Source organism: Streptomyces sp. NPDC004732, assembly GCF_040609235.1.
Classification (GTDB): domain Bacteria; phylum Actinomycetota; class Actinomycetes; order Streptomycetales; family Streptomycetaceae; genus Streptomyces.
In genome coordinates this window covers 318,024-344,546 of sequence record NZ_JBEXJR010000001.1, presented here as the reverse complement: position 1 = coordinate 344,546, position 26,523 = coordinate 318,024, and the positions used below count along the sequence as shown (strand labels likewise).

General features: G+C 70.9%; 26 protein-coding genes and 5 pseudogenes. 16 read left to right on the top strand and 15 right to left on the bottom strand.

The annotated features are described in order from the left end of the window. Window positions 1-11: 11 nt before the first annotated feature. Window positions 12-800 carry a hypothetical protein gene (locus tag ABZV77_RS01545; RefSeq protein WP_356249102.1) on the bottom strand — a complete coding sequence of 263 codons (789 nt, stop codon included), beginning with the start codon at window positions 798-800 and terminating at the stop codon, window positions 12-14. Between the two features lie 392 nt (window positions 801-1,192). Here ABZV77_RS01545 and ABZV77_RS01540 point away from each other — a divergent pair, with 392 nt between their 5' ends. The 4 genes from ABZV77_RS01540 to ABZV77_RS01525 all read left to right on the top strand — a co-directional run bounded on the left by ABZV77_RS01540 (window position 1,193) and on the right by ABZV77_RS01525 (window position 4,796). Further along, window positions 1,193-1,702 carry an RICIN domain-containing protein gene (locus ABZV77_RS01540; RefSeq protein WP_356249100.1) on the top strand — a complete coding sequence of 170 codons (510 nt, stop codon included), beginning with the start codon at window positions 1,193-1,195 and terminating at the stop codon, window positions 1,700-1,702. 180 nt (window positions 1,703-1,882) lie between these two features. Next, window positions 1,883-3,322 carry a vanadium-dependent haloperoxidase gene (locus tag ABZV77_RS01535; protein WP_356249098.1) on the top strand — a complete coding sequence of 480 codons (1,440 nt, stop codon included), beginning with the start codon at window positions 1,883-1,885 and terminating at the stop codon, window positions 3,320-3,322. A gap of 137 nt (window positions 3,323-3,459) precedes the next feature. Then, a complete protein-coding gene (sigK, locus tag ABZV77_RS01530) occupies window positions 3,460-4,044 on the top strand; it encodes an ECF RNA polymerase sigma factor SigK (RefSeq protein ID WP_356249096.1) in 585 nt (194 codons plus the stop codon). Beyond that, a complete protein-coding gene (locus ABZV77_RS01525) occupies window positions 4,041-4,796 on the top strand; it encodes an anti-sigma factor (RefSeq protein WP_356249094.1) in 756 nt (251 codons plus the stop codon). Before sigK ends, ABZV77_RS01525 begins: the two co-directional genes overlap by 4 nt. A 52-nt stretch (window positions 4,797-4,848) precedes the next feature. On the opposite strand, the gene ABZV77_RS01520 is transcribed toward ABZV77_RS01525, so the two are convergent. The 6 genes from ABZV77_RS01520 to ABZV77_RS01495 all read right to left on the bottom strand — a co-directional run bounded on the left by ABZV77_RS01520 (window position 4,849) and on the right by ABZV77_RS01495 (window position 11,152). Beyond that, window positions 4,849-5,649, bottom strand: coding sequence for a DUF1295 domain-containing protein (locus tag ABZV77_RS01520; RefSeq protein WP_356249092.1), 801 nt, complete (start codon window positions 5,647-5,649; stop codon window positions 4,849-4,851). Continuing rightward, on the bottom strand, window positions 5,646-6,956 hold the full coding sequence (locus ABZV77_RS01515; protein WP_356249090.1) for a cyclopropane-fatty-acyl-phospholipid synthase family protein: 1,311 nt from the start codon (window positions 6,954-6,956) through the stop codon (window positions 5,646-5,648). The genes ABZV77_RS01520 and ABZV77_RS01515 overlap by 4 nt, the downstream gene beginning before the upstream one ends. Beyond that, window positions 6,953-8,236 carry a cyclopropane-fatty-acyl-phospholipid synthase family protein gene (locus ABZV77_RS01510; RefSeq protein WP_356249088.1) on the bottom strand — a complete coding sequence of 428 codons (1,284 nt, stop codon included), beginning with the start codon at window positions 8,234-8,236 and terminating at the stop codon, window positions 6,953-6,955. The genes ABZV77_RS01515 and ABZV77_RS01510 overlap by 4 nt, the downstream gene beginning before the upstream one ends. Beyond that, on the bottom strand, window positions 8,233-8,973 hold the full coding sequence (locus tag ABZV77_RS01505; RefSeq protein WP_356249086.1) for a DUF1365 domain-containing protein: 741 nt from the start codon (window positions 8,971-8,973) through the stop codon (window positions 8,233-8,235). Before ABZV77_RS01505 ends, ABZV77_RS01510 begins: the two co-directional genes overlap by 4 nt. Then, entirely contained in the window at window positions 8,970-10,286 is a 1,317-nt protein-coding gene (locus ABZV77_RS01500) for an FAD-dependent oxidoreductase (protein WP_356250129.1), read from the bottom strand. Before ABZV77_RS01500 ends, ABZV77_RS01505 begins: the two co-directional genes overlap by 4 nt. Before the next feature lie 212 nt (window positions 10,287-10,498). Next, the gene (locus tag ABZV77_RS01495) at window positions 10,499-11,152 is read right to left on the bottom strand and encodes a fasciclin domain-containing protein (RefSeq protein WP_356249084.1); all 654 of its coding nucleotides are present in this window, start codon (window positions 11,150-11,152) and stop codon (window positions 10,499-10,501) included. 196 nt (window positions 11,153-11,348) lie between these two features. Between ABZV77_RS01495 and ABZV77_RS01490 the strand changes: the two are divergent. After that, a pseudogene (locus ABZV77_RS01490) lies at window positions 11,349-11,553 on the top strand (molybdopterin-binding oxidoreductase); the annotation flags it as partial. A gap of 77 nt (window positions 11,554-11,630) precedes the next feature. On the opposite strand, the gene ABZV77_RS01485 reads toward ABZV77_RS01490, so the two are convergent. From ABZV77_RS01485 to ABZV77_RS01475, 3 genes are all read right to left on the bottom strand, one after another. Next, entirely contained in the window at window positions 11,631-12,338 is a 708-nt protein-coding gene (locus ABZV77_RS01485; protein WP_356249082.1) for a class F sortase, read from the bottom strand. Between the two features lie 59 nt (window positions 12,339-12,397). Next, window positions 12,398-13,240, bottom strand: coding sequence for a hypothetical protein (locus ABZV77_RS01480; RefSeq protein WP_356249080.1), 843 nt, complete (start codon window positions 13,238-13,240; stop codon window positions 12,398-12,400). A gap of 201 nt (window positions 13,241-13,441) precedes the next feature. Then, window positions 13,442-13,714 (bottom strand): hypothetical protein, encoded by a 273-nt coding sequence (locus tag ABZV77_RS01475; protein WP_356249078.1) that lies wholly within the window; start codon window positions 13,712-13,714, stop codon window positions 13,442-13,444. Window positions 13,715-13,884: 170 nt separating this feature from the next. Here ABZV77_RS01475 and ABZV77_RS01470 point away from each other — a divergent pair, with 170 nt between their 5' ends. Further along, window positions 13,885-14,535, top strand: a complete 651-nt coding sequence (locus ABZV77_RS01470; protein ID WP_356249076.1) for a fasciclin domain-containing protein — start codon at window positions 13,885-13,887, stop codon at window positions 14,533-14,535. Window positions 14,536-14,648: 113 nt separating this feature from the next. Continuing rightward, window positions 14,649-15,659, top strand: a complete 1,011-nt coding sequence (locus ABZV77_RS01465; RefSeq protein WP_356249074.1) for an NAD-dependent epimerase/dehydratase family protein — start codon at window positions 14,649-14,651, stop codon at window positions 15,657-15,659. Window positions 15,660-15,704: 45 nt separating this feature from the next. Here ABZV77_RS01465 and ABZV77_RS01460 read toward each other — a convergent pair whose 3' ends face one another. Both ABZV77_RS01460 and ABZV77_RS01455 read right to left on the bottom strand, forming a co-directional pair. Next, window positions 15,705-16,817, bottom strand: a complete 1,113-nt coding sequence (locus tag ABZV77_RS01460; RefSeq protein ID WP_356249072.1) for a HAMP domain-containing sensor histidine kinase — start codon at window positions 16,815-16,817, stop codon at window positions 15,705-15,707. 2 nt (window positions 16,818-16,819) lie between these two features. Beyond that, entirely contained in the window at window positions 16,820-17,593 is a 774-nt protein-coding gene (locus tag ABZV77_RS01455) for a response regulator transcription factor (protein ID WP_356249070.1), read from the bottom strand. A 123-nt stretch (window positions 17,594-17,716) separates the two neighbouring features. Here ABZV77_RS01455 and ABZV77_RS01450 point away from each other — a divergent pair, with 123 nt between their 5' ends. The 3 genes from ABZV77_RS01450 to ABZV77_RS01440 all read left to right on the top strand — a co-directional run bounded on the left by ABZV77_RS01450 (window position 17,717) and on the right by ABZV77_RS01440 (window position 20,023). Next, entirely contained in the window at window positions 17,717-18,496 is a 780-nt protein-coding gene (locus tag ABZV77_RS01450) for a glycosyltransferase family 2 protein (RefSeq protein ID WP_356249068.1), read from the top strand. Window positions 18,497-18,602: 106 nt separating this feature from the next. Continuing rightward, a complete protein-coding gene (locus tag ABZV77_RS01445; RefSeq protein WP_356249066.1) occupies window positions 18,603-19,220 on the top strand; it encodes a DUF2064 domain-containing protein in 618 nt (205 codons plus the stop codon). Further along, a complete protein-coding gene (locus tag ABZV77_RS01440; protein WP_356249064.1) occupies window positions 19,217-20,023 on the top strand; it encodes a methyltransferase domain-containing protein in 807 nt (268 codons plus the stop codon). The genes ABZV77_RS01445 and ABZV77_RS01440 overlap by 4 nt, the downstream gene beginning before the upstream one ends. 364 nt (window positions 20,024-20,387) lie before the next feature. On the opposite strand, the gene ABZV77_RS01435 is transcribed toward ABZV77_RS01440, so the two are convergent. Continuing rightward, window positions 20,388-21,632: a molybdopterin-dependent oxidoreductase gene (locus tag ABZV77_RS01435; RefSeq protein WP_356249062.1), complete on the bottom strand. Its 1,245-nt coding sequence runs from the start codon at window positions 21,630-21,632 to the stop codon at window positions 20,388-20,390. 113 nt (window positions 21,633-21,745) lie between these two features. Between ABZV77_RS01435 and ABZV77_RS01430 the strand changes: the two genes are divergently transcribed. Both ABZV77_RS01430 and ABZV77_RS01425 read left to right on the top strand, forming a co-directional pair. Continuing rightward, complete coding sequence (locus ABZV77_RS01430; protein ID WP_356249060.1) at window positions 21,746-23,185, top strand: hypothetical protein; 1,440 nt, start codon at window positions 21,746-21,748, stop codon at window positions 23,183-23,185. Window positions 23,186-23,351: 166 nt separating this feature from the next. Next, the gene (locus tag ABZV77_RS01425) at window positions 23,352-23,792 is read left to right on the top strand and encodes a hypothetical protein (protein WP_356249058.1); all 441 of its coding nucleotides are present in this window, start codon (window positions 23,352-23,354) and stop codon (window positions 23,790-23,792) included. A 41-nt stretch (window positions 23,793-23,833) separates the two neighbouring features. Here ABZV77_RS01425 and ABZV77_RS01420 read toward each other — a convergent pair whose 3' ends face one another. Then, window positions 23,834-24,364, bottom strand: coding sequence for a 2'-5' RNA ligase family protein (locus tag ABZV77_RS01420; RefSeq protein WP_356249056.1), 531 nt, complete (start codon window positions 24,362-24,364; stop codon window positions 23,834-23,836). Between the two features lie 67 nt (window positions 24,365-24,431). Between ABZV77_RS01420 and ABZV77_RS01415 the strand changes: the two are divergent. The 4 genes and pseudogenes from ABZV77_RS01415 to ABZV77_RS01400 all read left to right on the top strand — a co-directional run. Then, window positions 24,432-24,922, top strand: a pseudogene (locus tag ABZV77_RS01415) (IS5 family transposase); the annotation flags it as partial. A 608-nt stretch (window positions 24,923-25,530) separates the two neighbouring features. Continuing rightward, window positions 25,531-25,617: pseudogene (locus ABZV77_RS01410) on the top strand (hypothetical protein); the annotation flags it as partial. Window positions 25,618-25,623: 6 nt separating this feature from the next. Then, window positions 25,624-25,935 carry a hypothetical protein gene (locus ABZV77_RS01405; RefSeq protein ID WP_356250127.1) on the top strand — a complete coding sequence of 104 codons (312 nt, stop codon included), beginning with the start codon at window positions 25,624-25,626 and terminating at the stop codon, window positions 25,933-25,935. A gap of 5 nt (window positions 25,936-25,940) precedes the next feature. Continuing rightward, window positions 25,941-26,056, top strand: a pseudogene (locus ABZV77_RS01400) (IS5/IS1182 family transposase); the annotation flags it as partial. Window positions 26,057-26,247: 191 nt separating this feature from the next. On the opposite strand, the pseudogene ABZV77_RS01395 reads toward ABZV77_RS01400, so the two are convergent. Further along, a pseudogene (locus tag ABZV77_RS01395) lies at window positions 26,248-26,523 on the bottom strand (fusidic acid esterase FusH); the annotation flags it as partial.

Genomic DNA, 26,523 nt, shown 5'->3' with positions numbered 1-26,523 from the left:
TACGGGTGCACTCAGCCGGCCTGTCCGAGCAGCACCAGCAGCCCGAGCGTCACCAGGGTCAGCGGCACCCAGCGCAGCACCGCCTTCCGGCTGGGGCGGGGCCCTTCACGAAGCAGCGCCAAGCCGAACGGCACCAGCCCGGCGCACAGTCCGGCCAAGGCCACCAGCGACAGCGGGGTAGTCCCCTTGAGCACTCCAAGAGGCAGTGCCGCTGTGAGGCCGAGTGCGGCAGCACGGACAGGGCCGAGGACTCGGGTGCGCCAGGCTCCGACGGCGAGGACGATCCACCCCGCGAGGATGGCGATGTTCAGCGCAGCGAAGACGTGGAAGGCGCCGTAGCCGGCGGAGACCGCCTCGGTCGCAGCTTCGACTCCCTGGGAACGCACCAACTGAAAGGCCAGGTGGTCCACTCCTGCGTGGAAGGCGCGGGCGAACAGTCCGAACATCACCAGGCCCCCGCCCCACAGGCCCCAGCCGGCACTCCGGCCCCCGATCCGAGCGGCCATCACGGCCACAGCGGGCCAGAGCAGCAGGCTGCCTGCGGCAAAGAGACCGTACGCGGTGGCCATCAGAGTGGGATGCCGCTCGTACGCGGCGAGCTGGTCGGGGTAGAAGAAGTGGAAGCGGGCCCGCAGTGACGCGCCGGCCAGCATCAGGAGCGGGCCGAGCACCATCGACGTGCCACCCACCCAACGTCCGGGGAAGCCGGTGCCCTCCAGCCGCTCCACCGGCAGCGCGTCACGCAGTCGGACGCCGATCGTGACGGCCGGGGCGGCCATGGATGTCGTCGTGTTCTTCATGCTGACGACGATGCCTCCGCCGCCCTTGCGGGGCGTCGAACCAAGATCTGAACTGCGGCGTCAGACCTGGGTATGGCCTATGGCCTATGACCTGTCGAGCGCCGGAACTCCCGACCTGACCGCGCGCCCGGCCTCGGTCCGGCTCAGGCGATCACTGCTCTGTGCCGGCGCCGGCCCTGAATGATCAATTCAGGCAAAATTTGTACATTTAACCCCGACTTCGTTGTCGGTGCCAAGCCTCGGTGGAAGACTCTGGCGCTTGTACGGAGAACCATGCCAGCCGCTCCAACGATCAGCCTCGTGGCCCGCGGCACGCAGCTCCTCGACTTCGCGCGAAACCGGTGCCGTTCGGGCTCTTCCCAGTCTCTTCGTGTGAAATCCGGAGAACGCCCATGACCGCACGACGAAGCCTGTTCGCTCTCCTCACCGCGATGTCGGCCGCGCTGGCCCTCTCGGTGGCCGCAGCACCCGCACAGGCCGCAGGGTTCAGCCCGATCAACGTGTGGAACTCCAGCCACTGCCTCGACAACGCCACCGAGAACGCGGCGAAGCTCCAGATGTGGTCCTGCACCGGTGGTTCCGAGCAGAAGTGGCTCGAGGGGTACAACACCCAGACCGGCCTGTTCACTTTCACCAACCAGCGCACGGGCCGGTGTATCACCGCCCCGGCCTCGGGAGCGGGTACGGCCACCATGGCGTTCTGCGACGCGGGCTCAACCGCTCAGCAGTGGCGCGTCTACTACGCGGACAATCCGCCCTCGCCGCCCGCAGGCTGGTACGACGTGTGGCAGAACGTGGCCAGCGGGTACTGCCTGTCGACACCGAGCGTGGGCAACGGCACCCTCGTGAAGACGACGACCTGCGATGCCTCCGTCCAGTACGAGAGGTGGCACCAGCAGTAGCGGTCGTCCTTCGCGGCCAGCACCCTGATGCTGTGGCGCACCGGGACTGGGTTTCGGCCAAGCAGCCGCCCGGGGCCGGTCATTCCGCCGCGAGTGGTGTCCACCCACCCCGCACCGACGCGAGGATCTCGCCGCCGCCACTGCGGAGGCGCTCCAACAGTCGTGTTCAGGGGGTTGACCATGTCCATGTACACCCGCACCGTCAACGACAAGCGGACGGCGCACCGCCGCCGGGCTCTGGCGATGGCGGCGGTCCTGGCCGCCGCGGGCACCACACTGACCGCGCTGCCGCAGCAGGCCCACGCTGCCCACGCGGCGCTGCCGCCGCAGACCATCGCGGACCCGGTGCACTACTGGAACGACGTGCTCATGGAGGTCGTACGCAGAGAGGGCGGCGGCCCGGGGCCGATGTCCAGATCCGCCGCGATGCTGAACGCCGCCATCTACGACGCGGAGTCCTCGTACCAGCTCAAGTGGAAGGGCAAGATCACTTCGGAGCCCTACATCCACGCGGAGAAGTACGCGGGCTGGCTCGAGGGCCCCGACGAGGAGGAGCGGGTCGTCGGCCGCACGGCCTACAACATCCTGCTCGGGCTCTACCCGGGGCAGACCAACTACCTGGACGCCCGGTTCCGGGCACGGTTCGGCACGGAGCCGACCGACTTCGACCTCCTCGACACCACGGTCGTGGGGCCGATGGTCAAGCAGATGCGGGACGCCCGCAACGGCGACGGGTCCGACAACGACCAGGTGTACGTCGCGGACAACAAGCCCGGTGCCTGGCGGCCCACCAGCTACCCCGACATGGTCGACCCCAGCTGTACCCAGGCCAGCCAGGCCGTCACCCCGTTCTGGGGCCAGGTCAAGCCCTTCGCGCTGACTTCGGGCTCGCAGTTCCGGCCGCCGACCCCCGGCCTGTACGGCACCTACGAGAAGCTGCTGGCCAGCGACGCGTACAAGCAGCAGGTCCAGGCGGTACGCACGGTCGGCGCCGACAAGCCCACGGCCGCGACCCCCAACATCGAGCGGACCCCGGAACAGGAAGCAGTGGCCTGGTTCTGGGCGAACGACGAGGACGGCACGTACAAACCGCCGGGTCAGCTGCTCCAGGCCACCCGTGAGGTCGCGACCCAGCGCAAGCTCAACACGTACGAGAACGCCCGCCTGTTCGCGCTCGTCTCGATCGCGATGGCGGACGCGGGAATCGCGGTGCGGGACGTGAAGTACCTGACCCCGATCGACTTGTGGCGGCCGGTCTCCGCCATCCGCGACGGCGGTCTCGACCCCGACTGGAAGCCCCTGCTCAAGACGCGCGCCGGAGTGAACGTCAGCCCGTGCTTCCCGGCGTGGGCTTCCGGACACGCCACCTTCGGGGCCTCCTGGGCCGGGGTGATGAAGCGGTACTTCGGCAACGACAACATCGCCTTCACCATGACCACCGATGAGCCGCAGTCCCCGGTCAAGTCCCGCTCGTTCACCAGCTTCGGCCAAGCCGCCCGGGAGGACGCTCAGAGCCGGGTCTGGCTCGGCGTCCACTTCCCCTGGGACGCCGAGGACGGACTCACCCTCGGCGACAAGATCGCTGGCCACGTCTACACGACCAAGCTGCGCAAACTCTGACCGGTCGGCGCGGCGCCTGGAGGCTGCCGGGTAGCGACCAATTGTTACAGGGCGTGAAGGGAATTGGTTGGCTGGACCAATCCATGGGTGCGTGGGGCTCGGATCACCCCCGGAGACACCTGACCCCGGAGGGCCCCGTGAAAGAAGCCGTACGCATCAGCAGACACCCATCCGCCGAGCCGGATCTGCAAGAGCTCGTGGGCCGTGTCGCTCTCGGCGACGAGGAGGCCTTCGCCGCGGTGTACGACGTGGTGATGGGCCCGGTCCTCGGCACCGTACGTGCTGTCCTGCGCGACTTGGCACAGTCGGAAGAGGTGGCGCAGGACGTGCTCGTGGAGGTCTGGCGGACGGCTCCGCGCTACCGTCCCGATCGCGGGACGGCGATCAATTGGATCCTGACGCTGGCGCACCGGCGCGGGGTCGACCGGGTGCGTTCGGTGGAGGCCGCCGCGGCACGTGACCGCAAGGCCGCGCTGCTCGATCGCACTCCGGATTTCGACCAGGTGACGGAGCAGGTGGAAGCACGCCTGGAGCGGGAGCAAGTGCGGCGCTGTCTGCGCACTCTGACCGAGATCCAGCAGCAGGCTGTCACGCTCGCGTACTACCGTGGGCTGACCTACCGGCAGGTTGCCGAAGCGCTGGCGGTGCCGCTCGGCACGGTCAAGACCCGGCTGCGCGATGGGCTGATCCGGCTGCGTGACTGCCTGGGGGTGACCGCGTGAGCACCGCAGATCTGCACACCCTCACCGGTGCATACGCGCTGCACGCGCTCGCCGGCGACGAGCGGGCGGCGTTCGAGCGACACGTGGCCGACTGCGGAGCGTGCGCCCAGGAGACCGCCGAACTGACCGCCACCGCGGCCCGCCTGGGCCTGGCTGCCACGGTGACGCCCCGTCCTGCCCTGCGCGACGCAGTGCTGCGCCGGATCACGACGGTGCGCCAGGACTCTCCGCGCGGACCGGGCCTGTCCTCGGCCGGCCGGACGCCCGTCATCCGGCGCCGCCGTATCTCGCGCTGGGCGCTCGCCGCTTGTCTCGCGGCGGCCACCGCGCTGGGCGGCACCGCGCTGTGGCAGCACCAGCGGGCCGAGGACGCCCTTGAGCAGGCCAGGCGGGCGGAACAGGGGACCGACCGGATCGCCGCTGTGCTCGCGTCTCAGGATGCCAGGACCAGTACGGCGGAGCTGGACGGCGGTGGCACCGGCACTGTCGTGGTCTCCAAGAGTCAGGACAAGGCCGTGTTCGTTGTCTCCGGGATGGCGCGTCCGCCCCGCGGGAAGGTCTACCAACTCTGGTTCAACGACGGCGGAACCATGCGGGCGGCGGGTCTCATGGACGCCGGGCGCACCCACCAGGCCGTGCTACTGCACGGTGCCGTCGAAGGAGCCTCGGGCATGGGAGTCACCGTCGAGCCCACTGGCGGCTCGGACCGCCCGACCTCCGATCCGGTGGCACTGATGGCCTTTCCGACCTGACCTGGACTGAGGACGCGCGGGACGGCCTGCCCCGGGCAGGCCGTCCCGCGTTTCAACGGCGCGGTGGCAGCGGGAAGAAGCCGCTGGTGCGGGCAGCGTACGCGGCGTAGCCCGGGCGGTCGGCCATGTGCCGTTCCAGGAGTCGTTTCCCGCTTCCCCGGGTCAGCAGCAGGCTCATCACCAGCGGCGAGACGACGGTGACGACGGCCGCTGGAAGCGAGTCCGCGGCGATGAGGAACAGCCCCCACCACACGCAGAAGTCCCCGAAGTAGTTGGGGTGGCGGGTGTAGCGCCAGAGCCCCCGGTCCATGATCTTCCCCCGGTTTGACGGGTCCGCCTTGAACCGGGCCAACTGGGCGTCCCCCACCGCTTCGAAGAACATGCCGACAGCCCACAGCACGGCTCCGGCCCACGCGATGCCGGTGAGTGGTCCCGGTACGTACTGCGCGGCCTGGACGGGCAGCGACACGAGCCAGATGAGTGCGCCCTGGAGCAGGTAGACCATGCGCAGGGCGTAGAGGGTCCGGTTTCCGGGGGCCCTGGCCAGCAGCTGTTCATAGCGCGGGTCCTCGCCGTGGCCGCGTCCGCGCCGGGCGATGTGTCCGGCCAGGCGCAGACCCCAGACGGCCGTCAGCACGGTCACCAGGGCCCGCCGAGCCGGATCACCGGCACCGGCCGACGCCAGGAGGCTCGCTACGGCGACGGCGGTGAAGCCGAGCCCCCAGGCGATGTCGACGATGCGGTGCAGACCCTTGCGCACAGCCACGGCGAAGGTGGCGAGCATGACGCCGAGAGCGGCGGCGGCCGACCAGCCGAGGCCGGCAGCGAAGTCGGCCCAGGGGAAGCCGTTCACAACTGGTCCAGCCCGAGGTACCAGTCCTGCGGCGTGGCGGGCAGACCGCTGCCCCCGGCATCTGCTGGGCGGACGGCGAGGATCTGGTCGACGCCCATCCGATGCTCCTCGAATGCGAGGCCGCCGCCGACCAGGTACAGCCGCCAGACGCGGGCCGTTTCCTCGCCGACGAGCTCGACGACCTCGGACCAGCGTTCCTCCAGGGTGCGGTGCCAGGCGGCGACGGTGCGTACGTAGTGCTCGCGCAGCGACTCCACCGAGCGCACCTCCAGACCTGCTCCCTCCAGCAGGCCGGTGGTCTCGCTCAGCGGCCGCATGTGCATGTCGGGTGCGATGTACGCCTCGATGAAGGCGCCGCCGCCCGGCGCGGTCGCCCCGCGCGACATCTGCTGGACGAGCACGCGGCCCAGCGGCCGCACCAGCCGGTGCAGCGTCCCGGCGAAGGCGGGGTACTCGGCGTCGCCGACGTGCTCGCCCATCTCGACGGTGGCGACCGCGTCGTAGCCGCCGCCCGCGATGTCCCGGTAGTCCTGGCACACCACGTCCACCCGGTCGGTCAGGTTCCGCTCGCGTACCTGTTCCTGCACGTGAGCCGCCTGCTCGCGGGCCAGAGTCACCGCAGTGACCTGAGCTTTGTACCGTTCGGCCGCGTACAGGGCGAGGGAGCCCCAGCCGCAGCCGATGTCGAGCAACCGGGATCCGGGGACGAGACCGAGTTTGCGGCAGATGAGTTCCAGCTTGGCGCGCTGGGCGTCGGCCGAGGTGAACTCCGGTGCGTCGCTCGCCCAGTATCCGCAGGAGTAGGCCATCGTCTCGTCGAGGAGCATCCGGTAAAAGGCGTTGGAGAGGTCGTAGTGGTGGTGGATTGCCGCCCGGTCGCGGGACCTGGTGTGCAGGGCGCCGCGCAGCCTGGCCTGGGAGGCGGGCGGCTGCGGAGGCGGGCCCGCGGCGCCCAGCCGGGCGGCGGTGGCAGTCGCGCGGGCCCGGTCGGCGAGGGTGAGGCGGGGCGGGTGCAGGCTGTGTTCCCGGGCCGCGGACCAGATGGCGCGCAGCCCGGTGGCCAAGTCGCCCTCGATCTCCACCTCACCGGTGACGTAGGCCTGGGCGAGGCCCAACTCGCCCGGCTGCCAGAGCAGTCGGCGCAGTGCACGCCGGGACCGCACGACCACCACGGGGCCGTCACACGGACCGGCCTCGGTGCCGTCCCAGGTACGCAGGCGGACCGGGAGCGGCCCGCCGAGCGCGGTCTCGGCGAGTGCGGCGAGGCGGTGGGCGGCACCGGCCCGTGCCGCGCGGGTGGAGCTCATCGGGGGGTGTCCTCCTTGGTGAGCAGGTACTGCTGGACGTCCAGGTATCCGGAGCGGAACCCGGCTTCGGAGTAGGCGAGATAGAAGTTCCACATGCGGCTGAACGTCTCGTCGAAGCCCAGCGCCGTGACCTCGTCCGCGTGCTGTGTGAACCGCTCGCGCCACAGCCGCAGCGTTTCGGCGTAGTGGGCGCCGTAGCCGTCCCGGCGGGAGATCGTGAGGCCGGTGTGGTCTCGTACGGTCTCGTCGACCGCCTCCACCGACGGCAGCAGACCGCCGGGGAAGATGTACTTCTGGATCCACGTGTACGTGTCACGGCTGGCCAGCATGCGGTCGTGCGGCATGGTGATGGCCTGCAGGACGGCCCTTCCGCCGGGGATGAGCCGTTCTTCCAGGGTGCGGAAGTAGACCGGCCAGAACTCGTGACCGACGGCCTCGACCATTTCGACGCTGACGACTGCGTCGTAGGTGCCGCGTGCTGCGCGGTAGTCGCACAGCTCCACCGTGACCCGGTCGGACATTCCGGCTGCCGCGATGCGCTTGCGGGCGAGGTCACGCTGTTCGTGGGAGAGAGTGAGCGAGGTGACCTGTGCACCGCGTGCGGCGGCGCGGATCGCGAGCTCGCCCCATCCGGTGCCGATCTCCAGTACACGGGTGCCCTCGCGGACTTCGGCGAGGTCCAGCAGGCGATCGATCTTGCGGTGCTGGGCGTCGGGCAGCAGGGGCCACTCGGCGGGAAAGCCACGGAAGACGGCCGAGGAATAGGTGAGCGACTCGTCCAGGAAGAGCGCGAACAGGTCGTTGGACAGGTCGTAGTGGTGGCTGACGTTGGCCTGGGAGCCGGTCGGCGTGTTGCTCCGGGTCGGCGGCTGACGCATTGCCCACATTCCGCGCAGCCGCTGCAGAGGGGCGGGGACCAGCTCGTGTGCGTGCGCGGCAAGCACGGTGAGGGCGGCCACCAGGTCGGGAGCATCCCACTCGCCCGCCATGTACGACTCGCCGAACCCGATCAGTCCGTGTCGGCCGATCCGGCGGTGGAAGGCCTTCGGCAGGTGGACGTCCAGGGCCGGGCCTCCCTGGCCCAGCACGGTGCCATCGGCGAACCGCGCACGCAGCGGCAGCCGTCGCAGGGCGTGCCGGACGACGGCTTCGGCGATCGCGGTGCGGGCGCGGGAGGCTGCCGGTAGTGCCGCGACATCCGGCCAGCGTTGCGCGTCCACTGCGCAGCGCGTCGCAGTGGCCGGGGCTACGGGGGAGGGGTGGGCCTCGGCTGTTGTCATGGAGCGTTCTCCGGGGTCCTGGGTTCGGGGTGGTGGGGACGGGGCTGGACGGGCAGCCCCTTGAGGTACAGGCGGATGCCGTGCAGTCGGATGGCCGCGGACACGGCGAGCGTGGACCAGGGCCTGCGCAGGGAGAGCCGCAGCAGGGTGCGTGTACTGGCGTCCTGCCTGACGCCGCGTACGGTCGCGGTGAAGGGCCTGCCGCCGTCGCGCTCGAGGTGCACGGTGAGGTCGAGCCGGTCGCCGGGCGGGGGCAGCCGCATCCGGTAGCGGCCGTCGACGGGGAAGAACGGCGAGACGTAGAAGCTCTTCTCCGTACTCGCCCTGCCCGCGCCGTCGGGATGCAGCAGGTAGCAGTGGCGTCCGCCGTAGGTGTTGTGGACCTCGGCGACGACACATCGCAGGGTGCCGTCAGGGCTGTGGCACCAGTAGAGGGTGAGCGGGTTGAACACGTGTCCGAGGACACGTGCGTGGGTGAGCATCACGACCGGGCCGCCCTTGAGGTCCACTCCGTGCGCGGACAGGAAGGCGTCGAGGCCCTCGCGGAGGGACGGCCGGTCCCCGTCGAAGTGATCGCGCGCGTCGAAGCGCGCCAGCGGCTTCAACAGCGCGTGCAGTTCGGGAGGATGGTCGGGGTCGATGAGCCACATGTAGGTGCGATGCCGCAGGGCGTAGCGATGCGGAGCGGTGCGCACGTGGGCGATCGCGACGCTGTACAGGGCCGGGGCCCGGCTCACCACGGCACTCCCAGCGCCGCGGCGGCTGCGACACCGGAGCGGCAGCCGTCCTCGTGGAAACCCCAGCCGTGATAGGCACCGGCGAACGCCGTTACGGCGCCGCTCAGTTCGGGCAGCCGCTGCTGGGCGGCCACCGACTCCGGTGTGTAGACCGGATGCTCGTAGACCATGCGGGCCCGGACCCGGGCTGCGTCGACGCGGCCCTCGCCGCCGAGTGTGACCACGTACGTCTCGGGGGCGTCCAGGCGCTGGAGCCGGTTCATGTCGTAGCTGACCCGCACCCGGTCGGTGCTCGCCGTGCAGGACGGCATCAAGTAGTTCCAGGAGGCTCGCGCGGCCCGGGCGCGCGGCAGCACGCTGGTGTCGGTGTGCAGAAGCGTGGTGTTGCGGGAGTACCGGAACGCGCCGAGGACTTCCTTCTCCCGCGGCGTGGCGTCGGACAGCAGCTTCAGGGCCTGGTCGGGGTGAGTGGCGACGACCACCGAGTCGTAGCGGTGGGTGGTGCCGTCGTGAGCGATGAGGCTGACGCCGTCCGGGTGCCGCTGGAGTGCCCGGACGGGGGCCGCCAGGCGGATCTCGTGCAGGTTTGCGGCTATTCGGTCGACGTAGGAGCGGGATCCGCCGGTGACGGTTCGCCACGTCGGCGACCCGCCCACCGAGAGCAAGCCGTGGTGTTTCAGGAACCGGAACAGGTACACGGCCGGATAGCGCTGCGCGGTGGCCGCGTCACAGGACCACACGGCCGCCACGAGCGGTGTCATGAAATGCGTACGGAAGTAGGAGGAGAACCCCTCACGGTCCAGGAACTCGCCCAGCGTGAGCGCGTTGTCGTCCTCCTGCGCGAGCAGGCGCCGTGCGGCCCGGTGGAAGCCGGGCACCTGTGCGAGGAGACGCAGGTAGTCCGGTCGCAGGGCATTGCGGGGGCGGGCGAACAGCCCGGCGGGGCCGCGGGACCCGGCGTACTCCAGGCCGCATCCCTCGCACCGTACGGACATGCTCATCTCCGAATCCTGCGTGGCGATGCCGAGTTCGGTGAACAGGCGCAGGAGGTTCGGGTAGGTGCGGCGGTTGTGCACGATGAACCCGGAGTCGACGCGGTGTCCGGTGCCGTCGGACGACGTCAGGTCGTGCGTGTGGGCGTGTCCACCGAGCCGGTCGTCGGCCTCGTACAGCGTGACGTGGTGGACGCGGGCGAGCAGGTGCGCGGCGGTGAGTCCGGCCACTCCGCTGCCGATCACGGCGGTGCGCCGCCGCCCCGGCTCTCCTGGCGGGTGCGACTCCTCGGCCTCCCGTGGGATGCCCCCCGGCGCCATCGACATCGCCTCTCCTTCCACCCGGCTGTTTTCGCGGTCTCATGTGTTATCCGGAGCCGATCAGGGGGCGGATTGGAGAAAGATGATCTGTTCTTCCCACGCCTACGGGGTACCGTCAGTGACTGACAGTGATCGGAGCTGTGCACCGCGCCCACCGCACGAACGCCGGAAGGTGCCTGGCCGAGAGGCTGCCGGGCACACTCCCGGTCGGCTCACTTCTTGGGCATCAGGACGCTGTCGATGATGTAGACGTTGGCGTTGGCGGTCTTCACGTTGCCGCAGACCACGTTGGCGGAGTCGTTGACCTTGTAGGACTCGCCGGAACCCGAGGTGGTCAGCTTCGACTTCTCCAGCGTTTCGAACGAGCCCTTCTCCAGGTCCTTGGGCGCGAGCTTCTTGCCGACCACGTGGTACGTGAGGATCTTGGTGAGCTGGGCCTTGTCGGCGAGGACCTTGTCCAGGTCCGCCTTCGGGATCTTCGCGAAGGCGTCGTTGGTCGGGGCGAAGACCGTGATGTCCTTGGCGTTGTTCAGCGTGTCCACCAGGCCCGCCTTCTTCACCGCGGACACCAGGGTGGACAGGGCCGGGTTGTTGGACGCCGCGGTGGCGACCGGGTCCTTGGCCATCCCGTCGAACGAACCGGCACCGTCCTTGGGCACCGACGAACAGGCCGGACCGAACGGCTCGCTCATCGTCCCCATGTCGTCCGAAGGGCTGGAGGCATCGGACTTCTCCGAGGACGCGCCCGAGGAAGAGCTGTCGGCTGCCTTGTCCTTGGAGTCGCTGTCGGAGCAGGCGGTCAGGGCCAGCGGCAGCATGGCGGATACAGCGACGGCAACGGCGACACGACGGAATCGAGTCTGCATGAAAATCCCTCAGCGATCGGATTCGTGAGAGCCCTCTGCTCTCATTCGCCGCTAATCCGGAGCGGCTCGCCTCATGGATTGGTCCCTCACACGAAAGAGTGACTAGCCCCGGTCAGCGCTGACGTGACTGCCCCACGGTTGCGTCGCCGGGGCGGTGATCACCCTCAGCTCTCGTGACGGGAGCGCTGGTACGAGCATCGATACACCCAAGCCGTTCGGCCGCCCCCGGGCCGGCACCGCCATGGTCGCCGGAGTCGCCTGGGCCCAGCACCGTGGCATCGACAAGGTCGAAATCCGCGTCGACGACGGACCGTGGCAGGAGGCCCGCCTTGCCGCCGAGGACACCCGGGACACCTGACGGCGCCTCCGGCTGGCACTCGGTCGTCCTCACCGTCGACTGAACAACCATGCTGCGCCGCTCTCCGGGATGACAATGGCCTTCCTGAGGCTGAAGTGCCGCACTTGCAGTCCCAGTTGGTCAGGTGCGGGTTCCCGTGAGGGTCGCATAGACAACGATGTTGTCCGAGTACCGCCGGTCGGCCTGGGAGTAGTCGCCGGCGCAGGTGATCAATCGGAGTCCTGCATGGTCGATGTTCCGGTAGACCTCGACCGTCGGGAATTCGGCCTTGGGGTACTGCGCGACCCGGTCGACGGTGAACTGGGCGGTGACTCCGTCCTCGCGCTCCACGACGATGGCCTGGCCCTTCTTCAGCTTGGCGAGGTTGAAGAAGACCGCGGGCGTCCCGTTCCAGGTGACGTGGCCCGCGATGACGGCCGGGCCCTTGGCGCCCGGTGCCGGACCCGGTCGGTACCAGCCCGCCTTGGCGGGGTCGCGCGGTGTCTCCATCTCCTGGCGCCGGTCAAGGCCCAGCCGCTCCAGCGGCGAAGAGACGCCGAGCGAGGGGATCGCCACCCGCACCGGGTCTGACGCTGCCAGCGGTGCGGGGCGGTCGCGTCCGTGCGGACCGCCCCGCGTCGGCGCAGATTCACCGGGGCGGTCCGACGCGGCCGCGGGGGTGTCCGCGCGGTCCGCCCGGCCGGGAGGGGCGGGCTGCTGCCGGGCCAGGCCCGCCACCAGCAGCAGTACGCCCACGCCGAGCAGGGCGAACGCCCCGGCGGCCAGACCGAGACGCCGCCGGGTGCCCCGGGCTGCATCGTGTTGTCCGGCCCGCTCCGGTTTCCTCATGGATCCCTCCCCTGCGCATCCGCCGCTTCGCGCGCCCGCCCGGCGGGCGCGCGGCTTGGTCAGCTGTCCGTGGGTTCCGTGCGGCGTCCGGTGCCGTGGCGGCGTACGGCGAAGAGGCCTCCCGCGGCGAGCAGCGCCGCCGCGCCTCCGGCGATCAGGCTCGGCGACTCCGTGCCGCTCGTGCTGCCGGTGCCGGTCTCTACGCCGCCGACGGGCATGGAGCCGACGGCGGCGCCCCGGACCATGCCGCAGTCGGCGGGGGCGGTGGCTTCCTGGGGCAGCTTGGGATCGAGTTCGCTCTTGCCCTTGCCGAAGTCGTACTCGTTGTTGTTGTTCGGGTCGATGCCGTGCTGCACCACGTGCAGGTCCTTGATGTGGTCGGCCACGTCCTGGGAGACGGTGATCGTGCGCGAGTAGGACAGCGTGCCGTCCTCCTTGGCGGTGGGCATGCGGTCCACGGCCAGGCCGCTCTTCTTGGAGGTGTCGCCCTTGGTGGTCAGGGAGATGTTGATGTCTCCGTAGGAGGGCAGTCCTTCGGCGGTGGTGACGATGCCGTCGCTGTTCTTGTCCGCGCTCGCGTCCGGGCAGTGGAAGTCGTGGCCGTCGGTGGAACCGTGGATGTGCTGGGCGTGCGGCTGCCCGGGGACGAGCCCCTTGGCCTCGATCTTCACCGTCAGCTTCGTGCCGTCAAGGCTGAGCAGGGCAGTGCCCTGCGAGCCGGACTTGTTCAGCGGCTCGAGGTTGATCTGATACGCCTGGTCGGCCGATGCCGATGCCGATGCCGATGTGGAGGTCTTGGCGGCGTGTCCGTCGTGCGCGAGCGCGGGCGTCGCCGCGGCCAGGCAGAGCGCCGAGGGCAGGGCCAGCCATGCTGTCGTACGGGCCGTGCGCTGAGCTGTCACGATCCAGCATCCCCTTCCGGTGGCCCAACTCGACTACTGCTGGGCGCGTTTCTGTCATGGACACCCATAATTCGAAGCTGATCCGGTCGGGGATTGGTCTTGATGTGACGGGCACCGATGGCACATGCCGGAACCGCCGATCGTCAGGGCCCGGGCGACCGCCGAGGCTGAGGGGGCTGGCGCACCGTGCAGGCCGCCGGGTCAGTGCGCCCCGGCGCCGTACTCGGCATGCGCGACGACATGGCCCTCGTCGCCGGTCTCCGGAGGAGGCGGTGCGGGAAAGATGCCCCGGTGCGCTTCCGCCGTCAGCCGGGCCATCAGCTCATCGAACTCCTCGTCCGTCACCACAACCACCTCACACCGTCTCTTCACTGGTAATTCGTCGCAGGCAGGCTCGCGGATGGGTTGCCCCTCCACGGCAGGCCGGGTTCCGAACCACGGCCCGGAGACGATCCGGTCGAGCTGGTCGGCCACGCGACAACCCGTACGGGCGCTGACGCCACACCCGATGACACCACCGGCAGCAAGGGCCCGCGTCACTCTTTAGTGGAAGCAACCCATCCGTATCCCGACCGGCAACGGATGAATGCTGACCGGGGGCAGACAGCCCTCGTGCACATGCACACGATCACTGAGGGATCCTCATGCAGACTCCAGGCCGCCGTATCGCCGTCGCCGTTGCCGCCGCGGCGCTGCTTCCGCTGGCGCTGACCGCCTGCTCCGACAGCGATGCCAAGGGCAAGGCCTCTGACAGCAAGCCCGTCGGCGCCTCCGAGGAAGCGGACAAGACCCGCCCGGTCGACGAGATGGCGAGCATGGACAGGCCGTTCGGTCCGGGATGTGCGTCGGTGCCCAGGGACGGCGCGGGCTCCTTCGACGGCATGGCAAAGGACCCCGCCGCGACCGCCGCGTCGAACAACCCGGACCTGTCCACGCTGGTGGCAGCGGTGAAGAAGGCCGGTCTCGTGGACACGTTGAACAGTGCGAAGGACATCACGGTCTTCGCGCCGACCAATGACGCGTTCGCGAAGATCCCCAAGGCGGACCTGGACAAGGTCCTCGCCGACAAGGCCCAGCTCACCAAGACTCTCACCTACCACGTCGTGGGGCAGAGGGTGGATCCGGCGGACCTCGTGAAGGGTTCGTTCGAAACGCTGGAGCAGTCCAAGCTCACCACGTCGGGCTCCGGCACGTCCTACAAGGTCAACGGCAGCGCCAACGTGGTCTGTGGCAACGTGAAGACGGCCAACGCCAACATCCACATCATCGACACCGTCCTGATGCCCAAGAGCTGAGCTGCGGGGCCTCACCGGCAAGCCGGACCGGTCGGCCCGGAGATCCTTACGGAGCGGTGACGCGTCCGGCGCGGCGCTGGGCCGGACGCATCGCCGCGCCTAGCGTGCGAGACATGCGTGTACTTGTCACCGGCGGAGCCGGCTTCATTGGATCCCATGTCGTCGAGGCGCTCGCGTCTCGCGGGCACGAGCCCGTCGTGTTCGACGTGCGCGAGGACGCGGGCGCGGACGTCAGGGATCCCGACGCGGTGCGCCGCGCGTTGTCGGGCGTGGACGCCGTCTGCCATCAGGCGGCGATGGTCGGCCTGGGCGACGGCGTCACCGACGCGGCGGAGTACGTCTCGCGCAACGACCTCGGCACCGCCGTCCTGCTCAGCGCGATGGCGGCCGCCGGGGTGCGCAGGCTCGTCCTTGCGGGGTCGATGGTCGTGTACGGAGAGGGGCGGTACGTCTGCGACCGGCACGGGGTCGTCCGGCCGGGGCCGCGGTCCGCCGACGACCTGGCGGCCGGGCGCTTCGAGCCGACCTGCGTCGTCTGTGGCGCCCCGCTGGCCCCCGGCCTCGTCGCGGAGGACGCCCCCGCCGACCCCCGTAACGTATACGCGACGACCAAGCTCGCCCAGGAACATCTGGCGGCCGCTTGGGCCCGTTCGACGGACGGTTCGGCCGTGTCGCTGCGCTACCACAACGTCTACGGTCCCCGGATGCCTCGCGACACCCCGTACGCGGGCGTCGCCTCCTTCTTCCGCTCGGCGCTCGCCCGCGGCGAGGCACCCCGCGTCTTCGAGGACGGCGCGCAACGGCGGGACTTCGTCCACGTACGGGATGTGGCGAGGGCCAACGTCGTCGCGATGGAAGCGAGTTCGGACGATCCGCGCGGCGGCTCGCTGCGGGTCTACAACACCGGCAGCGGTGACCCGCACACCGTGGGGGAGATGGCACGGGCGCTGGCCGCCGCGTACGGCGGCCCGGACCCCGTCGTCACCGGCGAGTACCGGCTCGGCGACGTCCGCCACATCACCGCGGACTCCTCCCGCCTCCAGGCCGAGTTGGGCTGCCGTGCCGAAGTCGGCTTCGAGGAAGGGATGAAGGAGTTCGCGGGCGCGCGGCTGCGGGGCGAGTAGCGGGCGGAGGAAGCGGCCCGCCGCTCACGCCTCGGCTACGGGCGCTCAGGCCTCGGCCACGGGCAGCGTCACCTCGAAGCGGCAGCCGCCGGGAATGTTGCGTACGTCGGCGCGGCCTTGGTGGGCCTCCACGATGCCGCGGACGATGGCCAGGCCGAGGCCCGCCCCGGCCGGGGGCGTCCTGGCGTGTGTGCCGCGCCAGCCGGTGTCGAAGACGCGCGGGAGGTCCTCCTCGGGGATGCCGCCGCAGCCGTCCGTGACGGACAGCACCACACCCTCGGCGGACCGTTCCGCCGTCACCGCGACCGTGCCGTCGGCCGGTGTCCTGCGGATCGCGTTGACCAGCAGATTGCCCAGCACCCGGCTCATCTCCTTGCCGTCCACTTGCACCGGCACCGGCTCCACGCGGTCGCCGACGAGCCGCACACCGTGTTCGCGGGCGAGCGGGTCGGCGCCCGCGAGGGCGTCGCCGACGAGGTCGTACACAGACATGCGCGACGGCGACAGGACGAGGGCGCCGACGTGGATGCGGGAGAGTTCGAACAGGTCTCCCACCATGTCGTTGAGGCGCTCGACCTCGGTGCGGATCTGCCGCAGATAGCGGCCGGAGTCGGCGGCGACGCCGTCCTCGAGCGCTTCGGACATCGCACGCAGGCCCGCGAGCGGGGTCCGCAGGTCGTGCGAGATCCAGGCGACCAGTTCGCGGCGGGAGGCCTCCAGGGCGCGCTCGCGGTCGCGCGACTCGGCGAGCCGGGCGCTGGTGGCCGCGAGTTCCCGGCTCAGCTCCTCCAGTTCCGCGGTGGCCGGGACACTCGGGGCGGCGAACGCGCCTCCGTTGCCGAACGAACGGGCGGCGACGGCCAGTTCACGGCTGCGGGCGACCACCCACCGGCCGAGCAGCAGCGCCGTGGCCAGCGAGACGACGGCCGCCATCGCGACGACCGTGGTGACCACGGTCAGGTCGTGCGACGAGAGGAACATCGCCTGGGCCACGGCCAGCGTCCCCGCCAGCATCGCGCCCACGGCCACGGAGGCCACGACCGCGATCGAGGCGGTGAGCGAGCGGCGGCGGAGCAGCCGGAGCGCGACCGCACCGAGCAGCCCGGCCGCCACCGCGCCGAGGAAGGCGAACAGGGCGATGAGGAGTGTGTCGCGCATGGTCAGTTCTCCGGAGGGGCGAGTGCACCGTCGGGGGTCGGCGCCCCGGTGGCATCGAAGCGATAGCCGACGCCCCACACGGTCTGGATCAGGCGGGGGCGGGCCGGGTCGTCCTCGACCTTGCCGCGGAGCCGCCGGACGTGGACCGTCACGGTCGACAGGTCGCCGAAGTCCCAGCCCCAGACCTCGCGCATCAGGTCCTCGCGGCCGTAGGCGCGGCCCGGGTGGGAGAGGAAGAACGACAGCAGGTCGAACTCCCGCAAGGTGAGGGCGAGTTCGGCGCCGTTCTTGGTGGCGCGCCGGGCGGCCGGGTCGGCGGTCAGACCGGCCGCGGCCAGCGTCTTGGTACCGGTCCCCGGCTGGGCGCGGCGCAGCACCGACCCGACCCGCAGGACCAGTTCCCGGGGGCTGAACGGTTTGGTGACGTAGTCGTCCGCGCCGACTTCGAGGCCGAGGATGCGGTCGTCCTCGTCCCCGCGCGCGGTGAGCATGATGACCGGCACGGGGCCGCGCCCGCGCAGCCGCCCGCAGACCTCCAAGCCGTCCATGCCGGGCAGCATCAGGTCGAGGACCACCAGGTCGGGGTGGTGCTCGGCCGCGCTGGCCAGGGCGGCGGGTCCGTCACCCGCACGGTCCACGACGTACCCGGCGCGATCGAGGTATCCGGCGACGACCTCGGCGACGGTCGGGTCGTCGTCGACGACGAGGACCCGTTCGGCTCCGGTGGTCCGGTGCTGGGCGGGCCCGGCGTCTGTCGGGCTGTGCGGCTGCTCCATGCCGCCAGCCTCGCACCACGGGCCCGTCCGCGCCGCCTCCGGAGTGCGGGCCGCCTTCGACGTCCGTGTTTCGTAAGGATCTGAAGTCTGATATGTCCGAATCATGCTCGTAGGGTGAAAGCCATGACCACCTTTCCCCCCGATCCGACGGATCCCGCACGCCCGGACGCCGTCCCCACCCGGACCGACGGCGGTTCCGCACGGCCCGAAGTCGATGTGGTCCTGCCGTGCCTCGACGAGGCGGAGGCCCTGCCCTGGGTGCTGGCCCGTATCCCGCGGGGCTGGCGTGCCCTCGTCGTGGACAACGGCTCCACCGACGGTTCGGCCGAGATCGCGCGCGGCCTCGGCGCGACCGTGGTCCGGGAGGAGCGGCGCGGCTTCGGGGCCGCGTGCCACGCGGGCCTGACGGCCGCCACCGCCGACATCGTCTGCTTCTGCGACTGCGATGCCTCGCTCGACCCCTCCCTGCTCGTCCCCTTCGTACGCGAAGTGCGGGCAGGCGAGGCCGATCTGGTGCTCGGGCGCCGCCGCCCCCGGAGCCGGGGCGCCTGGCCCGCGCACGCCCGCGCCGGGAACTTCGCGCTCGCCCGGATGCTGCGGCGGCGCTCCGGGCTGCGCCTGCACGACCTGGGGCCGATGCGCGCGGCCCGCCGCGAACAGCTGCTCTCCCTCGGCCTCACCGATCGGCGCAGCGGCTATCCGCTCCAGATGGTGGTCCGTGCGGCCGATGCGGGCTGGCGCGTACGCGAGCACGACGTCCCGTACCTGCCGCGTACCGGCGACTCGAAGGTGACGGGCACCTGGCGCGGCACCTGGCAGGCCGTGCGGGACATGAGCCGTGTCCTGGCCGAGCCGTCTACGGCCCCGGCGGCGGCCCCGGCCCCGGCGGCGCGGCGGGGCTGAACCTTCGGAGCTCTTCTCCGCCCTTGATCCGGCCCTCGCCCTCGCCCTCGCACGTCGGCACCACCTGTTCCACCCGCACCACCCGCTCCTCCAGGAGGAAACTTTCGTGACCACGCTCCTCGTCATCGCCAAGGCACCGCTCCCGGGGCGGGTGAAGACGCGACTCACCCCGCCCTTCAGTCCGCACGAAGCTGCACGTCTCGCCGAGGCGGCGCTCGTGGACACCTTGCACGCGGTCGCGGCGGCGCCCGCCGAGCGCCGCGTCCTGGTCCTCGACGGAGCGCCGGGGCCCTGGCTGCCGCCGGGCTTCGAGGTCGTGCCGCAGTGTGCGGGTGGCCTGGACGAACGGCTCGCCGCGGCCTTCGCGGGCTGCGCCGGTCCGGCACTCCTCATCGGCATGGACACCCCTCAGGTGACCCCGGAGCTGCTCACCGTGGACTTCGAGGGCCGCGAAGCGCTCTTCGGCCCGGCGGAGGACGGTGGCTTCTGGGCGCTCGGTCTTGCGGCCCCCGACCCCGAACTGCTGCGCGGTGTACCGATGTCGACGCCCACGACGGGAGCGATCCAGCGGCAACGGCTGGTGGCGGCGGGCCTGCGCGTGGGCGATCTGCCAAGCCTGCGGGACGTGGACACGGCCGCAGACGCGGAAGCCGTCGCCGCGGGGGCGCCGCACGGGCGGTTCGCGGCCGAGCTGGCGCGGCTCGGGGCGGTCGCGGGCCGATGAGCACCGTCCGTGAGCCAGGGCCGTCGGCGACCGGTGCCGGTCGCTGCCTGCTCGATGCCCCGGCGCCCTCCTGGGGCGCCGACCCCTACGCCGACGCGCTGCGCGCGGGCGGCGGCCCGCTCTTCCTCCGCCGCGCCGACGGCTGGCTGCTGCCACTGGAAGTGGAGCGCTGGTGCGCGGGGGCCGACGCGGCGGACCTGGAAGTGGTGGGGCGCTGCGAGGGCGCCGTGCTGGACATCGGCTGTGGGCCCGGACGGCTCGTCGCCGCGCTGTGCGCCCGGGGCAGGCGTGCCCTGGGCATCGACGTCAGCGAGGCCGCCGTCACGCATACCGTCAAGCTCGGCGGCCAGGCGCTGCACCGGTCCGTCTTCGCGCCGCTTCCCGGTGAGGGCCGCTGGGGCACCGCCCTGTTGCTGGACGGCAATGTCGGCATCGGCGGTGACCCGTCCGCGCTGCTCGACAGGACCGCCGAACTCCTCGAACCCGGAGGCCTGTTGATCGCCGAGACGGCGCCGGTCGACATCGACGAGCGGGTCGACGTCCGCCTCGTGCCCGCCACCGACCTGCACGGCCTGTCCGAGAGCCCCTTTCCCTGGGCCCGTCTTGGCACGCCCGCCCTGCTCCGGTACGCCGGGCGTGCGGGGTGGCGCGCGGCGGGTCAGTGGAGCGCGGGCGGGCGCTGCTTCGTCGCGCTGCGCAGTCGCAGTACGAAGAGCAGTGCCGAGCCGCCGAACAGCGCGGCCGTGATCAGCAGCCACCGGGCCAGGAAGCCGTCTGCGGACAGGCCGGTGGCGGACGCGTAGCGTCCGGTGGCGCTCCCGCTGATCAGCGGAAACCACACGAGCAGGAGCAGCCCGGAGAGCGCGGCCGGTACCCGTAGGTACCCGACCCGCTCCCGGTGCCGACGGCCCGCCGCCCGCACGAGCGCGTGATCCAGGGCCGTGTACAGCGGCAGCAGCACGAGGTCGTGCACGAGGGCCGCCCCGACGAACCACAAGGCCACGCCGAGCCAGTCGTTCGCGAGGAGGCGCACTCCCGCGTAACCGGCGAGGGTGAACGAACTTGCCAGCAGCAGCAGTTGGAGCGGGCTGCCGAGCTTCGAACGCCATCGGCGAGGGTCCGTCGGAGGCAGGCTCTCGCCCACAGGGCGAGGACGGCGAGGGCGCATCACAGTTCTCCGAACGTCATCCGGGCCACCCACTTGGTGTTGAGCACGCCGGGTGCGGCAGGCACGATGATCCGTGCCGGGTGGCCGTGGTCGGGGGTCAGGTCCTTGCCGTTGACCCGCAGGGCGAGCAGGGAACGGGCGTCACCGACCTGGTTGGCGCGCAGGGCGGCACGGCGGAAGGCTCCGTGCCGCTGGAGGGACTCCACCAGGACGTCCGGCGGATCGTCGTGGCCGACCAGCGCCGCGAGGTCCCGCAGCCGCAGCCCCTCCCACCATTGGTCGGACGTCGACCAGCCCTCCACGCAGGCGATGGGCAGCCGCGCGTCGTGCAACGGGCGTTCCAGGAGTTCTGACCGGCTGAGCCGGACGGTGCCACCGCGTCCGACGAGCACGAGCCGCCACGCGTCCTGCGCCGTCTCGCGCTCGCGGATACCCGCGTACGAAGCCGTCTTGTTGATCTGGAATCCGCCGGGGCCGCCCGGCTCAGAGCCTCCGTGGGGCGCGAGCAGGGCGGTCTCGCGCAGCGGCCCGTCGAAGCTGCGACCGGCTGTCGTCCCGAACAGGAGGAGCGAGCCCCCGGCGACGAGACCGAGGGCCCCACGCCGCGACACGGTGGGGTCGGCGGGCCGCGGAGAGACCAGCTCCCCCTGCTCCACCCGCACGTCCCTCCGGGGTCCGCGCAGCTCGCGCAGATTCCGCAGAGCCGTCGGCAGCCGCAGCACCACGTGCGCGAGGAAGGCGGCGAAGAACACCCACGCCCCGTAGAAGTGCAGCGGATAGAAAGAGCCGGGGAAGAGGTAGTCGAGCTGCACGTTGAGCACGCCCGTCACGAACTCGAAGAGTGCGCCGCCCACCAGCAGGAGCAGCGAGATCCGCTCCAGGGCGTGGGTGAGGGACCGCGCGGGCGGCAGCGCGAACAGCTTCGGCACGACCGACCAGAGCTTCGCGAGCAGGACGGGAATCAGGGTGACCCCGAGCGTGACATGGACGCCCTGGGTGAGCCGGTACAGCCAGGGCGGGTCGGTCGGCCACGAGAACAGGTAGAGGCCGAGTAGCCCCTTGTCCGGGGTCTTGTCGTTCACAGGGGCGAGGTTCGGGTTGTACGCGGCGTACGAGAGCAGGCCCGTCACGAACAGCACGGTGATCCCGCCCAGCAGGACGACGCCGAGCACGGAGGTGAACCGGGGCCCGCGCACGGGGCTGCGCCAGAAGCCCGGGGACGAGGGGAGCAGATGGTCGCGCATGACCCGAAGGTAGGCCGGGAGCACCCCGAAATAGGGTGCGCGACTCATGACGAAACGCTGACGTCACGGCCGTGCTCGGCCCCGTCGGCCCGGTCCCGGCCTAGCGTTCCGGTGTGAACCGCGATCTTCTGCGTGACCTGGTCACCGCCCTGATGGCCGCCCTGCTCGTCGTGACAGCCGTCGTCATCGGCACCGCCGTCGAGAACTCCGACGGCACCCTCCGTGTCAACTGGCCTCCGCTGTACGCCCACTGGGACCCGCACCTCGGCCCCGGCACCCCGGCCGCCGTGGTCGTCGCGGCGGCCGTCATCGCCTACGGCCCGACGCTGGCCGCCCGACTGCGGTGGCGCACGCTGCTGTGCACGCTATGGGCCGTCACGACGGCCTGGACCATCTCGCTCGCCCTGGTCGACGGCTGGCAGCGGGGCATCGCCCGGCGGCTGACCACAAAGTACGAGTACCTGCAGGTCATCGACCGCTTCGACGACATCCCCGGCACTCTGCGGGACTTCACATGGCACATTCTGATCGACTCTCCCGACCACTGGCCCGCGCACGTCGCCGGACATCCGCCGGGCGCGACCGTCACCTTCGTGCTCCTTGACCGGGTGGGTCTGGGGGGCGGCGCCTGGGCCGGACTCTGGTGCATCCTGGTCGGCGCCACGGCCGGTGCGGCCGTCCTGGTGACGGTACGGGCACTTGCCGGGGAGCGCATGGCACGGCGGACCGCCCCGTTCCTGTGCCTCTCGCCCGCGGCCGTATGGATGGGCACATCCGCGGACGGCTACTTCGCCGCGGTCGCGGCCTGGGCCGTGGCGCTGCTCGCCCTGGCGGCAACAGGCCACCGACCACGCCTCACCGCGCTCGGCGCGGGGCTGCTCTTCGGACTGACCTGCTATCTGTCCTACGGGCTCACGCTGTTCGCACTCCTCGCGGCGGCCGTGCTGGTCCTGGGGCAGGACCGCCTCCGGGGCAGCGGGCTGCGCGCCCGGCTGCGGCTGCTGCCCTCCCTCCTCGCCGGGCTCGCCGTGGTACCGCTCCTGTTCACGCTCGCGGGGTTCGACTGGTGGGAGGCCTACCGTCTGCTGGTCGAGCGCTACCACCAGGGCGCAGGAGGCATCCGGCCCTACTGGTACTGGGCCTGGGCCAACCTCGCGTGCACCGTGCTCGTCGTGGGCCTCGCGACAGTGGCGGGCCTGCGCCGGGCCGCGGTGACTCTCGTCCGAGGGCGCAGGGACGTGCTGGCTCCGCTCCGAGGGCGCAGGGAGGTTCTGGCTCCGCCCGACGCTCCCGACGCCCCGCCGCGTCCATCGGACACCGCGCCCGACCACGCGGCGGGACCGCGACTGGCACTGCTCGTCCTGACCGCCTTCCTGGCCCTGCTGATCGCCGACCTCTCAGGGATGAGCAAGGCGGAGACGGAACGCATCTGGCTCCCGTTCGCACTGTGGCTGCTGCCCGCCTGCGCATTCCTTCCCCGACGCCGTCCCTGGCTCGCGGCGCAGGCCGCCCTCGCCCTGTCCATCAACCATCTGCTGCTCACCGGCTGGTGATCCCCTCAGAGCCGATCTCGGGAGGGCGCGCAGAGTGCGTAACAGGCGCTGCGCCTGAAGCACGCTCGTCGTCCATGGAGCCGTCCTGGTGTCGCAGCGCTGTTGGCCGACTGGCTGACCGGGGCCCTGGTGCGCGGGCGGCGGCCGGGCAGGCTAGTTTGCCCGGATGAGTCTTCTTGATGATGTGGCCGAGCGCGACGGCTGGCGGTGCTGGGTGTGTGACGAACCGGTCGACCCCGACGAATCGGTGAACGACCCGCGGGGGCCCAGCGTCGACAGCCGGACCGCCGACCGCAAGGCCAAGGTCGCCGAGCGGCTCGCGCACCGCGGGTGCAACAGCCGCAAGGGCGCGGTCAAGGTGGTCATCGCCTGGCCAGAGCGCCTGTACGTGGTCGAACCCGCGCCGCTGATCGCCGTTGCCGACAGGCTGGAGCGCAAGGGGGGCCGCGAGATGGTGGGCCGTTGTCCGACCAGGAAGGACGCCCAGGAGGCGGCGGATTGGCTGGTGGACCGGTTCTCCCGACTGCTGCCGGGGGTGCCGGTGACTGCTGGCGTCGAGGCGGGCGGCGGCCAGTTCCTCGTCGTCCTGGCCGCGGGCCGCCGCTGATCGGGGGTCACTCCTCAGGGCGGGGAGCTGGCGAGCGCTGTTTACTGCCGCCCGTCCGGGACGCCGAGCGGCGCGGTGAACCGCGGCTGCCAGCCTTCCTCCGTCAGCGCCACCAGCTGGACCGCTGTCGCACGGGTGCGCAGCGGCAGCAGGCTGCCGATCGCAGTGCGGACATGGGCGGCAGCTGTCGGATCGTCCGGGCCCATGGCGACCGTGACATGGGCGGCGGGCCGCGCCCCGAAGCGGCCGTTGTACGGGCGCAACTCGGGCCACTGAGCGTGGAACGCATCGACGATCGCTTGAAGTCCCGGAACGGCGACGGCGACGAAACCGGGCGCCGTCACGACCTCCTCCAAGAGCAGATCAGCAGCCGGAAATCTCGCAGCCAGGGAACGCACGCCCTCCTCGTCCTGATCCGTCAGCGCCGATTCCGGCACGAACGGGTAGAGGAGCGAGACGTGCGCGGGCAACCCCGGACGCACCAGAGCCGGGTCGATACGCCGCGCCGCGTCGAGGAGCGGGGTGGCATCGGGCAGGACAATGACGACGGCAGTGGTTCCTGGCTGTGGCACGCCGTCATCATCGCAGGCCGGTCCGCCTAGGTCGTGTCCGCAAAGTCGTTGGCTTGTTGGTCTGTTCGTGGTGCGTCGTCATGAGCTGACCGTTGAGTCGTGGGCGGTGATCGAGCCGTTGCTGGCTCTGCCTCGGATGGGGCGTCCGGTGCGGGACCGGCGTCAGGTCGTCAACGGGATCCTGTGGAAGCTGTCAACCGGGGCGGCCTGGCGGGATCTGCCTGAGCGCTATGGCCTGTGGAAGACGGTCTACGAACGCTTCCGCCGCTGGTCGGCCTGCGGCACCTGGGACCGCTTGCTGGCCCATGTCCAGCAGCACTCCGACGCCGTGGGCGCCGTCGACTGGGCCATCGTGTGCGTCGACTCCACCACCGTGCGGGCCCACCAGCACGCGGCCGGGGCCCGAAAAGAGGGGGGCTCTGGCCCGATGAGGCGATCGGCCGGTCCCGCGGCGGACTGACCACAAAGATCCACCTCGCCTGCGACGGACACGGCCGCCCCCGGACCAGACCGGAGCGGGTGGCCGCGGACAAGGGCTACTCGTCCGCGAAGATCCGCTACCAAGCCATGGTCACCATCCCTGCCTACAACTCTGGCTCCGCTGACTTTGCGGACACGACCTAGGGCGGTGCCGACGCCCAACCCCCGGATGGCGGCAGCCAAGGTCCGGTTGCAGTGGGCGTGTTCGACGAGGCCGGCCCGGACTGTTCGGCGAGCGCGTCGGTGCCGTGCCAGGTCGGATGTCCGGCGAAGTGGTGGGCCGTCCGGGTGGCCGGGACGACGATGACCAAGTCGGGGAAGAGCTCCAGCGGGCTGACGCCGCGATGGGGCGGAGGGCGCTCGCCATGAGGTCGCGCCCACTGCCACAACTGACGGCGCAGCCGGGATCATGGCTCGCGTTGCGCAGGCATGACGAGCGGCCCCCACCCCCTCTCGTGACTTTCCGTAGCCGTCGGTGGGCGTCGGAGTCCGCCGACGATCCGCCCCCTCACCTTCGACGGGTCCGTGTCTACGTCGTGCGTGATTCCGACGTGGGGAAGAGCGGCCGAGCGGTCCAGTCGTACTTCAACGGCGGGGCCTTGATCTTCGGCTCGGGCGAGATGTGCCGCTCCTCAGGCGCTCTCGCCGCCGCGAGCAGCGGACTCGTGACCTAAGCCGTCGACTACCGGATGCCGCCCGAGCACCCCTCCCCGGCGGCGCTCGATGACGCGATCACCGTCTACCGCCGTCTCCTCGACGAGTACGATCCGCGCGACATCGTGGTCAGGCGATGCCACACGGTGGCTTCGCGCGAGCCCCGGAGACGCGGAGCCCTCACAGCTCTTGTGGGTGAGCTGGCCGTTGCCGATCAGCAATTCCGGGTCTGGTGGGCCGAGCACCGCGTTGCGTACCAGGACTTCGGCCGCAAACGCGTTACCCACTCCATCGTTGGCGAACTCACCCTCGACTGGGACACCTTCCGCTACGCCGGTGCACCCGAACAGCAACGTGTGCTCTGGTCGGCCGAACCCGGCAGCCCGGACGCCGGACGACTGGCCGATCTGGCCCACGGCGCAGCCCAGAGCCCGTGACGTGCGGTCCGAGCCCCGTGGACCGGCGCAAGCCGGGCACCAAGACGCACGTCCTGTCGGACGCGAACGGACTGCCGGACTGCCCCTGGTCGTCGGGATCTCCGCGGCGAACGTCCACGACAGCGAAGGACTGAAGCCGATGGCGGCGGGACTCCACACGCAACACGACCCGCATCGCGGCCGCTACTTCAAGCCCCAACGCCTCCATGCGGACAAGGCTTACGACGTCCCCACCCTGCGACACCTGCGGTACCGCAACAGGGTGGCCGCAGCCGGATTGCTGCTGTCCGGCTGCGGCCACTCGATGAGCTGTCAGAGGGTGAGCATCACGGTGCCGCCGTCGAAGTAATTGCCCATGTTCTTACGGACGGACACCGTGCCGTCGTTGATTACGTAGGCGAACAGGTCGGCCTTCTTGTCGCCGTTGGCATCGGCGAACCGCAGCACACCCAGGTCCTTGCCGTCGACGAAGCGTCCCCAGCCGCTGGACCAGTCGGTGCCGCCGTCGAAGTGCGTGCCCATGTTCTTACGGACGACGACCTTGCCGTCACGGCGATGCTCGACCAGATCGGCCTTGCCGTCACCGGT